Annotated in this window: 10 protein-coding genes and 2 pseudogenes; 9 read left to right on the top strand and 3 right to left on the bottom strand. The window is 42.9% G+C overall.

The genetic code is table 11. The features are described 5' to 3' along the window. Window positions 1–174 precede the first annotated feature (174 nt). From I4V84_RS09200 to I4V84_RS09225, 6 genes are all read left to right on the top strand, one after another. Window positions 175–1,194: a LacI family DNA-binding transcriptional regulator gene (locus I4V84_RS09200; protein ID WP_330382729.1), complete on the top strand. Its 1,020-nt coding sequence runs from the start codon at window positions 175–177 to the stop codon at window positions 1,192–1,194. 42 nt (window positions 1,195–1,236) lie between these two features. Next, the gene (locus tag I4V84_RS09205) at window positions 1,237–2,589 is read left to right on the top strand and encodes a hypothetical protein (RefSeq protein ID WP_148462812.1); all 1,353 of its coding nucleotides are present in this window, start codon (window positions 1,237–1,239) and stop codon (window positions 2,587–2,589) included. 233 nt (window positions 2,590–2,822) lie between these two features. Then, window positions 2,823–3,803 (top strand): sugar ABC transporter permease, encoded by a 981-nt coding sequence (locus I4V84_RS09210; protein ID WP_118580131.1) that lies wholly within the window; start codon window positions 2,823–2,825, stop codon window positions 3,801–3,803. Then, on the top strand, window positions 3,800–4,672 hold the full coding sequence (locus I4V84_RS09215) for a carbohydrate ABC transporter permease (protein WP_226814790.1): 873 nt from the start codon (window positions 3,800–3,802) through the stop codon (window positions 4,670–4,672). Before I4V84_RS09210 ends, I4V84_RS09215 begins: the two co-directional genes overlap by 4 nt. Window positions 4,673–4,989: 317 nt before the next feature. Then, window positions 4,990–5,628, top strand: coding sequence for a TRIC cation channel family protein (locus tag I4V84_RS09220; protein ID WP_173715597.1), 639 nt, complete (start codon window positions 4,990–4,992; stop codon window positions 5,626–5,628). Between the two features lie 24 nt (window positions 5,629–5,652). Further along, the gene (locus tag I4V84_RS09225; RefSeq protein ID WP_195991726.1) at window positions 5,653–7,485 is read left to right on the top strand and encodes an ABC-F family ATP-binding cassette domain-containing protein; all 1,833 of its coding nucleotides are present in this window, start codon (window positions 5,653–5,655) and stop codon (window positions 7,483–7,485) included. A gap of 136 nt (window positions 7,486–7,621) precedes the next feature. On the opposite strand, the gene I4V84_RS09230 is transcribed toward I4V84_RS09225, so the two are convergent. From I4V84_RS09230 to I4V84_RS20495, 3 genes and pseudogenes are all read right to left on the bottom strand, one after another. Then, entirely contained in the window at window positions 7,622–9,349 is a 1,728-nt protein-coding gene (locus I4V84_RS09230) for an ammonium transporter (protein ID WP_195991728.1), read from the bottom strand. Window positions 9,350–9,678: 329 nt separating this feature from the next. After that, on the bottom strand, window positions 9,679–11,778 hold the full coding sequence (locus tag I4V84_RS09235) for a glutamine synthetase III (protein ID WP_195991740.1): 2,100 nt from the start codon (window positions 11,776–11,778) through the stop codon (window positions 9,679–9,681). 254 nt (window positions 11,779–12,032) lie between these two features. Next, window positions 12,033–12,176: pseudogene (locus I4V84_RS20495) on the bottom strand (DUF6783 domain-containing protein). Between I4V84_RS20495 and I4V84_RS20500 the strand changes: the two are divergent. From I4V84_RS20500 to I4V84_RS09245, 3 genes and pseudogenes are all read left to right on the top strand, one after another. Then, a pseudogene (locus I4V84_RS20500) lies at window positions 12,126–12,251 on the top strand (DUF6783 domain-containing protein); the annotation flags it as partial. The pseudogenes I4V84_RS20495 and I4V84_RS20500 sit on opposite strands and share 51 nt — an antisense overlap. 96 nt (window positions 12,252–12,347) lie before the next feature. Next, complete coding sequence (purF, locus tag I4V84_RS09240; RefSeq protein ID WP_173715499.1) at window positions 12,348–13,772, top strand: amidophosphoribosyltransferase; 1,425 nt, start codon at window positions 12,348–12,350, stop codon at window positions 13,770–13,772. Window positions 13,773–14,034: 262 nt separating this feature from the next. Next, entirely contained in the window at window positions 14,035–14,262 is a 228-nt protein-coding gene (locus I4V84_RS09245) for an HPr family phosphocarrier protein (RefSeq protein WP_195991730.1), read from the top strand. The last annotated feature ends 1,004 nt before the right edge of the window (window positions 14,263–15,266 follow it).

Below are 15,266 nucleotides of genomic sequence, written 5' to 3' on the forward strand. Positions count from 1 at the left end.
GTTAAAAACGCAAATATACAAATTGTGCAATAGGTAGAATGACGTGAAAACGCACAAAAATTGCCAGAAACCACTTGATTTTTTGTGCACTAGGGGGTACTATAAGCTCACGAAAACGATTTAGAGATGACAGGAAAGAAAAACAGGAAAGAGTGAGGCAGGCATATGGTTTCCATGAAAGAAATCGCAAAACAATGTAATGTCTCAGTCGCCACTGTCAGTAAAGCATTAAATGGTTACTCCGATATCGGAGAAGAAACAAAAAACTACATATTAAGAACGGCTTCAGAGATGGGATATCTTCCCAACTCATCGGCAAGAGCTTTGAAGACGAAGCGAACCTTTAATCTGGGAGTTTTATTTGTGGACGAGGCCCGAAGCGGTCTCACACATGATTACTTCAACAGAGTACTGGAAAGCTTCAAAAGCACCGCAGAAGCGAAAGGTTATGACATTACTTTTACAAGCGGAAATGTTTCCGGTAAAAGGATGACCTACCTGGAGCACTGCAGATACCGGGGCGTGGACGGAGTGGTAATGGCCTGTGTGGATTTCACCGCAGAAGAGGTTCAGGAGCTTCTCCTTTCAGACATTCCGGTGGTGACCATCGATCATATCTGTGATGGAAGGATATCGGTAGTATCCAACAACATCCAGGGAATGGAAGAACTTGTTACCTATATATATAAGAAGGGACACCGAAAGATCGCTTACATTCATGGAGATGACACATCGGTTACCAAGAATCGTCTTGGAAGCTTTTACCGGACCTTGCAAAGACTGGGGATTGAAGAACCGGATGAATATGTAAAACCGTCTTTTTACAGAGATGCTGATCTGGCAGGTGAGAGAACCGGTGAACTTTTGGATTTGAAAGATCCGCCAACCTGTATTCTCTATCCTGACGATTATGCAGCGATGGGAGGGATAAACGAGATACGGGAAAGAGGACTTCGGATACCGGAAGACATTTCAGTAGCCGGGTACGATGGAATTAATATCGCCCAGGTTCTTGAACCCAAGCTGACAACCCTTTGCCAGGACACAGCGGCAATCGGAAGGATAGCGGCAGAAAGGCTGATTGAGCTGATTGAGCACCCGAAGACAACAGTTATTGAGAAATACACAGTGGATGGAACCCTTTTTAAAGGAGCTTCCGTGAAAACTTTGTATCCATCAAAAAATTTCAAGTAGTTATTAAAAAAATTAAAAGATATAATTAAAGGAGGAAGTAACATGAAGAAAAAAATGGTGAGCGTATTATTAACAGCTTCTATGCTGGCAGGAATGACATTATGTGCAGTCCCGGTTATGGCAGAAGATGCAGAAACACCGGAAAACGAAGTTACCGGTGACGCTTCCGCAGATGATTCCTTTGTAGTATGGGGATGGAACGATGATATCAAGAAGATTCTTGACGGACCATTCAAAGAGGCTTATCCAGATGATTACGAAAGAATCGTTTTTGTAAACACAGGTGGATCTGATTATTATCAGAGCAAACTGGATCCTGTACTTGATGATCCTTCAAATGAGTTATATCCTGACATGATGGGTCTGGAAGTTGACTACGTTCAGAAATATGTAAACAGTGACTGGGTACAGAATGTAGCAGACCTTGGAATCACAGCTGATGATTATGCAAACAGCTATCAGTACAACCTGGATCTTGGATCCGATGTTGATGGCAATGTAAGAGCTCTGTTCTGGCAGGCAACTCCTGGATGCTACGCAGTTCGTGCAGATCTGGCTGAGAAATATCTTGGAACAACAGATCCTGCAGCATTAGCTGAGAAATTCAAAGATCTGGATACCATCGTTGCTACAGCTAAAGAGGTTAACGATGCTTCCGGCGGAAAATGCAAACTGTTCTCTGGCTATGATGAGATCAAACGTAGCCTGACCGGTTCCAGAACTCAGGGCTTCTATGATGAGAACGATAAGATTACAATTGATGACAACATCAAGACATATATGGAAACAGCTAAGACTCTTTATGATGAAGACCTTACCTTCAATACCGATCAGTGGAGCGCTGACTGGAGTGCAAACATGAGTGGTGATGGCGTTGATTCTAACGCAGCACTTGCTTATATGGGATGCCCATGGTTCGTATACTGGAGCTTAAGTGATGCTTGGAAAGGCAACACAATCCTTGTTCCTACCCAGACAAAATGCTATTGGGGCGGCACAGGACTTGCAGCTACAACAGATTGTGCAGATACCGAGCTTGCAGCTAAGATCATGAAATTCTTCACATGTGATGAAGATGGAATGGTTGCAATCAACGCTCTGAACTCTGACTATGTAAACAATACAGCAGCTGTCAGCAAGATCATCGAGGCTGGTACATCCGCAGATGGAAACGGCTATCTGTATCCAGACGCTGGACAGAACTTCATGGAGTTCTTCCTTCCATTAGCAGACGGACTTGACGCTTCTATGGTAACAGCAGAAGATCAGCAGATCCTTTCCCTTATGGATACTCAGACCAAGGCTTATGCTACAGGCGAAAAAGACCTTGATACTGCACTTGCAGATCTGACTGCATCTATCCATGATACATTCTCTTACCTGAGCGCAGAATAATGTGGCTTAAGAGTTTGCAGAGTCAATTATAAGTAAGTAGTGAATGTGCTGCTTCTTCCCAAAAGAAGGAGCAGCACATTCTTATATAAGCGAGCAGCTGCTTTTGCTATAAAAAAGCAGAATGACTGCCAGTGGCAGAGGAGGATGGCGCAGAAGCCCGGAGGGGCAGGTACTCCCGCCAGTGTCAGGCATTCTGCCTGGGAAAAGCAGGCAACTTCAGACAGGAGGCTGTTATGAATAAGAAAAAGAAAAAAATGATCGATTATGGAAGGTATGGCTACTTCTTTATTGCACCGTTTTTTATCACTTATCTGGTGTTCCAGCTGTGGCCACTGATCAATACTTTCTATTATAGTACCTTATCCTACTACAAACGTAACGGGCGTGAATTCATGGAGTTTGCAGGACTTCAGAATTTTGTAAATATCCTTGGTATGGCTGCAGGAGAGAGAGGTTATGTACTCAGCTATCTGAAAAATACCCTTGTAATGTGGGGCTGCAACTTTGTTCCTCAGATTCTGGTTTCCCTTCTTCTGGCTGTATGGCTGACGGATGAGAAGGTTAAGGTAAAAGGAACCGGTGCGATGAAGGTTATCGTTTATCTTCCAAGTGTTATCACTGCAGCTTCTGTTTCTGTATTGTTTAAATCTTTGTTTTCCCAGTACGGACCAATCACCCAGACTTTGAAGGACTGGGGCGTTCTTGGCAAGAACTTCGATTTTATGTCCAGCGTAGCAGGAAGCCGTGGGCTGATCTCCACAATTCTGTGGTGGATGTGGTTTGGTAATACGACCTTGCTTCTGATTTCAGGCGTTCTTGGCATTGACCCGGGACTTTTCGAGGCTGCTGATATTGATGGTGCAACAGGCTGGAAAAAATTCCGCTACATCACTTTACCGCTTTTGAAACCAATTATGTTGTACACATTGGTTACCTCCGCAATCGGTGGTCTTCAGATGTATGATATCCCGGCATTGTTTAACGTTCCGGAAACCGGACTTGTTGGTCTTCCAGATGATAAGACTACTACAATGGCTATGTATATTATGCGTCTGTATAACAGCGATGTTGGAAAGGCAGCAGCCGTTTCCGTAGTACTGTTTATTATCACGTTGGTTGTCAGTCTGATCCTGTTCGCAACTATGAGCGACAGCGAAGACAGACGTATGAAAAAAGAGCAGAAACAGCGTAGAAAGGCAGGTGGAAGATCATGAGTAAAGCCGCAACAGCAGACAGCTACAGCAAGAATATGCTGCATCAGAAAGTCTTCCGTACCATTATTTGTATTTTATTCTGTATCATTGCACTTTTGCCATTTGTTCTTCTGGTTATGAACGCAACAAGAGATTCTGAGTCTATCAAGGCTGGTGTTTCCCTGATTCCGTCCACACACCTGATCGAGAACTGGAAAAACCTGATGATCAAGCAGAACGGTATGCAGATCACTTTGCAGAAAGCAATCATTAACTCTGCAACCATTACAATCCCTGGAACCTTCCTGTCAGTTTACTTTTCATCTCTGACAGCTTATGGTATCCATGTATATGATTTCAAATTCAAAAAATTTGCATGGGCATTTATTATGGCAGTTATGATGGTGCCAAGTCAGATTTCCATCATCGGTTTCTACCGTTTCATGCTGGATCTGAAGCTGATCGATACATACGTTCCGCTGATCATTCCTACCATTGCAGCTCCAACTGTTGTTTTCTTTATGAAACAGTATATGGAAAGTACACTTTCTCTGGAGATGATCGAGGCAGCCAGAATCGACGGTTCAAAAGAGTGGAATACCTTTAACAAAATTATCCTGCCGATTATGAAACCGGCAGTTGCCACACAGGCAATCTTTCAGTTTATTGCACAGTGGAACAACCTGTTTACACCTACCATTTTGCTGACAACAGATTCCAAGAAAACACTTCCTATGTTTGTACAGCTGCTGAGCTCCAACCAGTTCCGTACGGACTATGGTGTAGTTTATGTAGGACTGTTTGTTACCATTATCCCTCTGGTTGTTGTATACCTGGTACTTTCCAAGTACATCGTCGCAGGTGTTGCACTTGGCGGTGTTAAGGGTTGATGGCGTGTATGAAAAGCATTTGATTAAGAAAAATATTAAAAGAGAATAACATGTACAGTCAGGGGAGAAATCTTCTGGCTGTATTTTTGCACTTTTTTTGAAAAATAATTTAGCATCACTGAAATTTATTAAGAATTTTGGTATTTTCAGGTGGCAAACAGAGAATTATATGTTATACTGATTTGGTGTCATTTATAGGAAAAAGCAGCATGTTTTTTGAGAATGGCATAGAGCCTGTTTGAAAAATCATTCACGTAATCTTGCAGAAAGTCTTTTTAAACATGCTTTAGGATAAAATTGGGCGAGGTTATTGTTTTATGGGGTATCAGGAAACAATCACATTTATTTTGGAGATGATTGGAACTATTGCATTTGCAGCGTCAGGTGCACTGGTGGGATCGGAGCAGAAGATGGATATTTTCGGAGTTTCGGTTCTTGGGGTGATCACTGCAGTTGGCGGGGGTATGATTCGTGATGTGACGCTTGGAATTACCCCTCCGGGAGTTTTTCAGAAGCCAGTATATGCGGCTGTAGCAGTGCTTACTTCAGTGCTGGTGTTTTTTCTTCTTTATTTTAAAAGGGAGATGCTGAAAGGAAATGTTACTTATGACAAAGTAATGCTGGTGATGGACTCTGTAGGACTTGGGATATTTACTGTGGTTGGCGTAAATACTGGAATCCGTCAGGGGTTTGCAGACAACACTTTCCTGCTGGTATTTGTGGGAACCATCACCGGTGTTGGCGGAGGATTGCTCCGTGATATGATGGCAGAGGTGCCGCCTTATATTTTTGTAAAGCATATTTATGCATGTGCATCCATTGTGGGAGCTATTGTTTGTGTGTATACGTACCGCTGGTTTGGAGTGGTGTTCTCCTTGATCTTTGGATCTGCAGCGGTGATCCTGATGCGGTATCTGGCTGCACATTACAGGTGGAACCTGCCGAAATTAAAATAAAAGGCAACTATTAGAGGAGTACTTATGATTAAAGCAGAGAATTTATCCTATTCTTTTCCACATAAAGAGTTATATAATAAAATTTCATTTACCCTGGAGGATGATGTGCATTGTGCCTTTATCGGAACCAATGGAACCGGTAAGAGTACACTGGTGAACATGATCCTTCATCCGGATAAATATTTATACGATGGAAAGCTGATCGTGGATGTACCTGGAAGGATTGGATATGTCAGTCAGTTTTACACCATTGAGAGAGAAAAAGAGGTTACGGTATTTGATTACATCAGTGAAGAATTTGTAAGGCTTCAGAATAAGATCAACCAGATCTGCGAGGATATGGCAGTTACAGATCATCTGGAGGAGCTGATGGAGGAATATCAGCAGACTTTAGATGAATTTAATGCCATTGACGGTGACTTTTACGAAAGTAATATTCGCAAGCAGCTGAAAACAGCGGGTCTGGCTGGGTATGAAGATCAGCTTCTTACAAATTTAAGCGGTGGAGAGTTCAAACTGGTGCAGGCCATCCGGGAGATGATGATCAGCCCGAAATTTATTATTATGGATGAGCCAGATGTGTTCCTGGATTTTCAGCACTTAAATGCACTTCGGAATCTGATCAATTCCCATAAGGGAACATTGCTTGTGATCACCCACAACCGCTATCTTCTGAATCATTGCTTCAACAAGATCCTCCATCTGGAAAATACGGAGATGCAGGAATTTGATGGCAATTATGTGGATTATAATTTTGCACTTTTGCAGATGAAAATTGAGCAGCAGGAGCTGGCTGCGGCAGATATGGAGGAAATCGAGCGTAACCGCAAGATTGTAGAGCGTCTTCGAAACAGCGCTACTGCCATTGACAGTGCAACAAGGGGAAGAAGCCTGCATGCGCGAGTTTCCCTTTTGGAACGTCTGGAAGCGAGAAAGACAAAGTCTCCATTTGTGGATATTAAGCAGCCGGAGATCGTATTTCATGCAGATGAGGTTTTTGATGCGGAAGTTTCTGGTGAAAATCCGGAAGAAGCTTTGGAAAGTGAAAGAAAATCCGAGTTGGGAGATGCGAATGCAGAAAATGAAGCTGAGAAGATAGTGTTAAGTGTAGAAGACTATAATGTGACCTTTGACCGTGAGATTATGGAACATGTTTCCTTTGTTCTTCATGCAGGGGATAAGGTTGCAATTGTGGGACCAAACGGTACTGGAAAGACGACCCTTCTTCGTGATGTTATCAAAGGAGAAAACCCGGCAATCCGTCTTGGCGAAAATGTTAAGATGGCATATCTTTCCCAGATGCATGGGGAGGTATTTGATGAGAAGGCCACTGTTCTTAAAAATTTTGAGGATGCAGGCTTTGATACCGATGATCAGGTGATAGCTTACCTGAAAACCTATGGTTTTGAGGAAGAACTGATCTACAGTTCGGTATGTGATCTGTCTGGTGGAGAAAAGAATCTTCTCCAGCTTGCGAAGATTTCCAGAACAGGTGCAGGTCTGCTGCTACTGGATGAGCCAACCAGTCATCTGGACATATATTCCCAACTGGCACTGGAGCAGGCGGTAGAGAAATACAATGGGACAGTTCTCATGGTTTCCCATGATTTTTATACCGTAGCCAACTGCATGGATTATGTGCTTCTCACAGAGGATAAGGGCCTTCGCAAGGTAAGTATGCGAAAATTCCGAAAGATGATTTACGCCGATCACTTTGATAAGGATTACCTGGAATATGAGCAGAAGAAAAAAGAACTGGAGAATCGAATAGCTTTCGCACTTCAGGCTGGCAAGTATGAGGATGCGAAAAAAATTTCACAAGAACTGGAAAAACTTTTGCGGAAATATAATGGATAACAAAATATTTGTATAGGAAGCAGCAGTGACGGACATATGTGCCGGAAACGTATAAGAAAAACAGCCCCCGGAAAAATTCCAGGAGCTGTTTTTAAATAAGGGAAACAAAAATATAGTAAGATGTCAAAATAATTTATTACTCTTCGTGAGTATCCTGCAATGCCAGGTAACCTTCCTCGCCGGTTCTGATCTTGACAACGTTTTCGATGTCGTATACGAAAACTTTTCCATCACCGATCTGACCGGTATGAAGAACTTTCTTGGCGGTTTCGATAACCTTCTGAACAGGAACAAGGCTGACAACAATTTCAATCTTGACTTTCGGAAGCAGGTTCATATCCATCTCAACGCCACGATAGTAAGCAGGAGCCCCTTTCTGGACACCACAGCCAAGAACGTTTGTAATGGTGATTCCGGTTACGCCGATTTCATTCATAGCCTGCATAAACTCTTCCAGCTTGTTCTGACGGGTAATGATAACAACCTTTGTAAGCTTATGAACGCCGTCTGTCGGGAGTTCCGGAATGAATTCAGCTGGAGCAGAAGGTCTGGGAGCAGCGGTAAATTCTCTGGAAGTTCCCATAGGAGTGGGAACAGAAGCAACAGCATCGCGAATAGCAAATCCGTCATAAGCACTTGCAAGACCATGTTCTTTTATATCAAGACCCTGAATCTCCTCTTCAGCAGATACTCGAAGACCCATAGTATGTTTGATAACCTGGAAAATAATTGTCATTGTAACTGCAACCCATGCAATTGTGATAAGCATTCCGGCAAGCTGTACACCAAATCCGTGGAAACCGCCGCCAACAAGAAGACCTTTCCAGCCTGTACCAGCTCCATCGGAGAAAAGACCAACGGCGAGAGTACCAAATGCACCGTTTAAGCCATGGACACCAACAGCACCAACCGGATCATCCACTTTTAATACTTTATCAATAAATTCAATACCAAATACTACGACAAAACCAGCTGCAATACCGATAATAGCAGCAGATGCAGGAGATACAGTATCACATCCTGCAGTAATTGCAACAAGACCTGCAAGAGATCCGTTCAGTGACATGGATACATCTGGTTTTTTATAGCGGATCCATGTGATCATCATAACCGTTACAGTTGCAACTGCAGCAGCAAGGTTTGTGGTAACGAAGATTTTTCCTGCACTTACAATTGCATCGCCTTCCATGGATACAGTGGAAGCACCGTTGAAACCAAACCAACAGAACCAGAGGATAAATACACCAAGTGCACCGACTGTCAGGTTATGACCTGGAATTGCTTTTGATTTTCCACTTTTGGAATATTTTCCGATACGTGGTCCAAGAATGACGGCACCGATAAAGGCGGCCACACCACCTACCATATGTACTGCACAGGAACCTGCGAAATCATGGAAGCCCATCTGACTGATGAAACCGCCGCCCCAGATCCAGTGACCGGAAATCGGATATACTACAAGGCTGATCATAAGACTGTATACACAATACGATGAGAATTTGGTTCGCTCAGCCATAGCACCGGAAACAATTGTAGCGGAAGTAGCACAGAAGACTGTCTGGAAAATCAGGAATGCCCAGAACGGAACTCCGTCAGGAAGCATTGCACTGCCATAATTTGCTTCTGAAGCGATACCGCCGATTCTTCCGAAGAAGCCGTTTCCTGCACCGAACATGATTCCAAATCCAACTAACCAGAAAGCCGGAGTACCGATACAGAAATCCATCAGGTTTTTCATAATAATGTTACCTGCATTTTTAGCTCTGGTGAAACCTGTCTCCACCATAGCAAATCCGGCCTGCATAAAGAAGACCAGCGCGGCACCAACAAGTACCCAGATCGTGTTTACTGCTGAATAATCCATAATAATTTCCTCCCTCTTTTCGCACTTTTCGAAATGTTTCGAAAAACACGTTTTTAATATCAAAAAGCGCGAAAGAGAAAACAAATTTGTTTTTTCTTTCGCGCCTTTACGATTCTGGTATATTGTCTGCGTCTGCAGAAATATTCAGTTGTAAAATTAATATGTAAAACAGGGGATATCCGTATCGTGTGATTAATGGATGAGGAAATCGATAATGAATTATGAAGTAGAGTTTCATAATAGATATCCCCTGTATTTACCTGTGTGAGAAACAAATTCCAAAAACAGGAACAGTTTCTTTCATTTAGAATTCTCCTCTGTAAATCTGATCAGATATAGAAGAGAAGTTTTCCATATGTAGGATATGGAAGCAGATCATCCGGAATGAGAGTTTCAGCTTCATCAGCAGATTTTCTCAGTTCTGCCATGTCCTCAAGTACTTCAGCCTGATACAGTTTTGCATTTTCCAGAACATCATCAGTTGCTTTTGCTTTTGCTGTATCAGCTTTCAGCTTCTCAAGACCTTTTGTCATAGCATCCTGAAGTCCGGACAGCTTGGTGATAAGAGCAGTTTCACTCTCACAGGTGATTCCAGGAACAACAGATGCTTTCAGACTTGCTGTGCTTGCAATTTCTTCAATATAAGACATAACCGATGGAAGAAGGTCTTTCTGAACCATTTCAACCATTGTGTTAGATTCGATGTTGATGGTCTTGGAGTAGTTCTCAAGCCAGATTTCATAACGAGAGTGCAGCTCTTCGCTGGTGAAAATGCTGTGCTTTGTGAACAGGTCGATATTCTTCTGGGCAATCCACATTGGGAGAGCATCCGGGGTAGACTTCAGGTTGTAAAGACCACGTTTTTCAGCCTCCTCAATCCACTCATCTGTATAACCGTTACCGTTGAAGATCACACGTTTGTGTTTCTTAATGGCTCTCTTAATCAGTTCATGAACTGCATGTTCCATATCTTCCGGAGCTACACCATCAAGCTCTTTGGCAAACTGGTCAAGAGCTTCCGCAACAGCTGTATTCAATACAATATTCGGGTTTGCAACAGAAGCAGCAGAACCAAGCATACGGAACTCGAATTTGTTTCCGGTAAATGCAAATGGTGAAGTACGGTTTCTGTCAGTATTGTCTTTTACAAAGTGTGGCAGAACAGTTGCTCCGATATCCATCTGTACAGCGCCTTGAGAAGTAAAGTAAGTATCATTTTCGATAGACTTCAGAACTTCTGTAAGTTCATCACCAAGGAAAATAGATACAACTGCGGGCGGAGCCTCGTTGGCACCAAGTCTGTGATCATTTCCTGCACTTGCAACGGAGATACGAAGAAGATCAGCATATTCATCAACTGCTTTAATAACTGCCATTAAGAAGACAAGAAACTGAATGTTTTCAGATGGTGTTTTTCCAGGATCCAGAAGATTTACGCCATCATCTGTGATCATGGACCAGTTGTTGTGCTTACCACTTCCATTGATTCCCTCAAATGGTTTTTCGTGAAGCAGGCAAACCAGATCATGTTTGTCAGCAACCTTTTTCATGATTTCCATTGTCAGCTGGTTGTGGTCAACGGCTACATTTGTGGTATCAAATACAGGAGCCAGCTCATGCTGTGCAGGAGCAACCTCGTTATGTTTTGTTTTTGCAGGAATGCCAAGCTTCCAGAGTTCTACATCAAGATCATGCATGTAAGCTGCAACCTTTGGCTTCAGAGTTCCAAAGTAGTGATCTTCCATTTCCTGTCCCTTAGGAGCTGGAGCACCAAGTAAGGTACGTCCACAGAATACAAGATCTTTTCTTTCTTTATAAAGCTCCTTTGGAACCAGGAAGTATTCCTGCTCAGGTCCTACTGTTGTGGAAACATGTTTAATTCCCTTGTTTCCAAGAACGTGAAGCATGTTTACGGCTGCTTTATTTAAGGTATCCATAGAGCGAAGGAGAGGAGTCTTTTTGTCAAGTGCCTCACCGCTGTAGGAACAGAATGCTGTAGGAATGTAAAGGGTTCCGTCTTTAATGAAGGCCGGTGATGTTGGATCCCATGCTGTGTATCCTCTTGCTTCAAAAGTGGCACGAAGACCGCCGGATGGAAAACTGGAAGCATCCGGTTCACCTTTTACAAGTTCTTTTCCGGAGAAATCCATGATCACCTGTCCATCGCCTGTTGGGGAAATGAAGCTGTCGTGTTTCTCGGCTGTTACATTTGTCATAGGCTGGAACCAGTGTGTATAATGAGTAGCACCATTTTCGATTGCCCATTCTTTCATGGCTACTGCAACGGAGTTTGCAACATCAAGCTCCAGGTGAGTACCATTTTCGATGGTCTTTTTCAGTGCTTTGTACATGTCCTTAGGTAATTTACTGCGCATAATCCTGTCGTTGAAAACAAGACTTCCATAGATTTCGGGAATATTCTGTGTCATAACGGATACGCTCCTTTCACTTTTCATGTCTTTCTTCATCCTTATTTTTGATAAAAGAAAAAGGCGCCTTGGATACATTTCTGTATTCCAAAGCGCCTTTGCTTTATGTTCTGTAGTATACTCAAAAAAAAACAGATGTCAATAGTTTTTTTGAAAAAAATTCCAAAAAGATTTTGCGGTTGACTGAAAAAAGTTCTTGCTCAAATTAGGATAGGCATACTTGACAAATAGGTTTCTTCCATTATAATTTTTGTTCAGAGCCAAGCAAATTTACAGCTAGAGCCTGTTTGAAAAATCATTCCCGCAATCTGCACGCCCCACTTTGCGGTATATTTTGCTCGAATTCAGTTGCCGTAGCCCGCTACGGCGCCTTCATCCGGACAAAATCTCCCACAAATTGTGACGCACATCTTGCAGAAAGCCTTTCTCAAACACGCTCTAGAGCCTGCATAACGATACGTCCCTGGCTGTAAATTTATTTGGCAATACGCCAAATCGACGAAATGGGATGCATTTTGGAGATTGGATTTGATCATTAAAATAAAACTCAGTACCGAGGAGGAAAACAAATGGCAGAGATTAAAGAAGAGTGTGGTGTCTTCGGAATCTATGACCTGGATGGAAATGATGTGACGTCTTCAATTTACTATGGTCTGACTTCTTTGCAGCACCGTGGTCAGGAAGCCTGTGGCCTGGCAGTATCGGATACTAAGGGACCTATTGGAAATGTTAAGTTTCACAAAGATCTTGGACTGGTAAGCGAGGTGCTTCGCGAGGATACACTCCATAAGATGAGTGGTGATATCGGAATCGGACATGTACGCTATTCCACAACAGGAGCATCCGTTGCAGAGAACGCACAGCCTTTGGTTTTATCTTATGTAAAAGGAAGTCTGGCACTGGCACACAATGGAAACCTTGTTAACACTGGGACACTGAAATGGGAACTGATCCAGAGCGGAGCAGTTTTTCATACCACCACTGACTCAGAAGTGATCGCATTTCATGTAGCCAGAGAGAGGGTACATACCAGCTGTGTAGAGGAGGCAGTTCTGAATACAGCCAGGAAGCTGCAAGGCGCATACGGTCTTGTGATCATGAGTCCCCGTAAGCTGATCGGAGTCCGTGACCCCTATGGCTTAAAGCCTCTCTGCCTTGGAAAAAGGGACAATGCTTACGTGCTGGCTTCTGAGAGCTGTGCACTTACTTCTGTAGGTGCCGAGTTTATCCGTGATATCGAACCTGGTGAGATGATTACGATCAGCCGTAAGGGCGTGAAGTCAGACATGACTCTTGCGGATACGGTGAAAACCCGTGCCCACTGTGTTTTTGAATATATCTATTTTGCAAGACTGGACAGTACCATGGACGGTGTAAAGGTTTATGATGCACGTATCCGTGGCGGTAAATCCCTTGCAAAATCTTATCCTGTGGAGGCAGATCTTGTCACCGGTGTTCCGGAATCCGGTCTTCCTGCTGCCAAAGGATTTTCTGAAGAATCTGGTATTCCATTCGGATTTGCATTTTATAAGAACTCTTATATCGGCAGAACTTTTATCAAACCTACTCAGAAGGAGAGAGAATCCAGCGTTCATCTGAAGCTGAGCGTATTGGATGCTGTTGTAAAAGGAAAACGCATTGTGCTTGTGGACGACTCTATTGTCCGTGGAACCACCATAGCAAACCTGATCCGCATGTTGAAAGAAGCAGGCGCTCTTGAAGTACACGTAAGGATCAGTTCTCCGCCATTTTTACATCCATGCTATTTCGGAACCGATGTGCCAAGTAATGACCAGCTGATCGCGGCGCAGCACTCTACAGAAGAGATCTGTAAGATGATTGGGGCAGATTCCCTTGGTTATATGGAGATTGATTATTTGGAGGGCATGGCAGGTGGACTTCCTATTTGTAAGGCATGCTTTGACGGAAAGTATCCGATGGTAATTCCAGATGAGAATAATTTACAAAATGATTTTGAAATTCATAAGATATAAGAGAAATAATTTTGCCTGTGCAGGTTGTCTCAGAACTTCCACAATAATAAAATAGTGCATAACTACCAATATACCGGTTGCATATTTGTGCAATCGGTATATTTATTTCTGAAATGTTACAAAAAAGTGTGAAAGAAAAAACTTGACAAATATCGAGACTTGGTGCATAATTTGCCTCAATCAAGGGAAAACGTTTTCGAGAGCCTTTGATTTTGATAGAAAAGGAAACTATAATTCCTGTAAAACAGAAAGGGTGATAACGATGTGTCAGAAGCAGATTAAGCTGAATGCGAAGGAAGATGTTCAGGAATTCGTAAGGGCAGCGGGTAAATGTGATTTTGACATAGATGTTTTCTATAACAGAATCATCATTGATGCAAAATCCATTCTGGGAGTTCTGAGCATGGATCTTACAAAGGTTCTTACTGTACAGTGCCATGGCGAGAGCAAGGAATTTAACCGTACATTACAGAAGTTTGCAGTTGCCTGATTAAGTAGTTGCAAACTGGCACCTTTTAAGGTGTCCATAAAATCGTAAAAAACAGATATTGCCGGGAACGACTTGAAATATGAGACAGCATGGCATCCCGACAGCATCTGTTTTTTTTATAACTCAAATTGCTATTTAGTGTGTTGGGAGGGTGAAAAGTTCTTCAGGAGGGACGCATTTGGACAATGTGTATTACTCACTCGCCGGCGCAACGCTCCAGCAAACTAATCGCTAACTGCGACTAATGCGTTCGGGAGAGCCCTCACGCATAAGTCTACGTAAGCGCTGGATTTCGCTTACGCTAAGAACGCGCCTGAAATGGCTCGCTGGAGTAATACACATTGCCCAAATGCTGTGTGTCGGCTGGAAATGAGGTTATTTAGGAACTTTTAACGAGGGGGAGGGGAAGTGATTGGTTTTCCGATACTTTCTTGACAATGATAGATTAGGTAAAACCAATAAAGTTGCGAAGTATCAACCAGCTAAATGGGGTATCGAAGACACATAAAATAATATGTCAAGTTTTTGTTTGCAAAACAACCCTTAAAATGTGCAAATACTTCATAGAAATTGTAAAAGCCGCTAATTTCCGGCAAGTTTCCCATAAATTTTCGTTTCCGATACAGTATAGGGAAACCAGTCACTCACCCTCTCCACCTGTTGAAAGTTCCTACGCACAAATAAGTCCCAGCCAGTACACAGCATTCGGGCAATGGTGATTGCTCTAGCGAGCCATTTCAGGCGCGGTTTTAGCGTAGGCGAAATCCACTGCTTACGGAGACTTAATCGTGAAGGCTCTCCTGAACGATTTAGTCGCAGTTAGCAGTTAGTTCGCTGGAGCGTTGCGCCGGCGAGTGAGCAATCACCATTGTCCGAATGCGTCCGCCTTTAACAACTTTCAACACATTAAATAGCAAAAAAAGTGGATGTCAAGCGTTTTTGAAAATGTCCTAAAATAATTGAAGTATTAGCCCCGGCTTTTTGCTGGGGCTTGTTATATTGAT

The organism is Ruminococcus sp. 1001713B170207_170306_F1, assembly GCF_015668065.1.
GTDB classification, from domain to species: Bacteria; Bacillota; Clostridia; order Lachnospirales; family Lachnospiraceae; genus Blautia_A; species Blautia_A faecis.

Coding starts and splice junctions, on each gene's coding strand:
- I4V84_RS09200 (WP_330382729.1), top strand. CDS start 175: ATGAAAGAAATCGCAAAACAATGTAATGTCTCAGTCGCCACTGTCAGT.
- I4V84_RS09205 (WP_148462812.1), top strand. CDS start 1,237: ATGAAGAAAAAAATGGTGAGCGTATTATTAACAGCTTCTATGCTGGCA.
- I4V84_RS09210 (WP_118580131.1), top strand. CDS start 2,823: ATGAATAAGAAAAAGAAAAAAATGATCGATTATGGAAGGTATGGCTAC.
- I4V84_RS09215 (WP_226814790.1), top strand. CDS start 3,800: ATGAGTAAAGCCGCAACAGCAGACAGCTACAGCAAGAATATGCTGCAT.
- I4V84_RS09220 (WP_173715597.1), top strand. CDS start 4,990: ATGGGGTATCAGGAAACAATCACATTTATTTTGGAGATGATTGGAACT.
- I4V84_RS09225 (WP_195991726.1), top strand. CDS start 5,653: ATGATTAAAGCAGAGAATTTATCCTATTCTTTTCCACATAAAGAGTTA.
- I4V84_RS09230 (WP_195991728.1), bottom strand. CDS start 9,349: ATGGATTATTCAGCAGTAAACACGATCTGGGTACTTGTTGGTGCCGCG.
- I4V84_RS09235 (WP_195991740.1), bottom strand. CDS start 11,778: ATGACACAGAATATTCCCGAAATCTATGGAAGTCTTGTTTTCAACGAC.
- purF (WP_173715499.1), top strand. CDS start 12,348: ATGGCAGAGATTAAAGAAGAGTGTGGTGTCTTCGGAATCTATGACCTG.
- I4V84_RS09245 (WP_195991730.1), top strand. CDS start 14,035: ATGTGTCAGAAGCAGATTAAGCTGAATGCGAAGGAAGATGTTCAGGAA.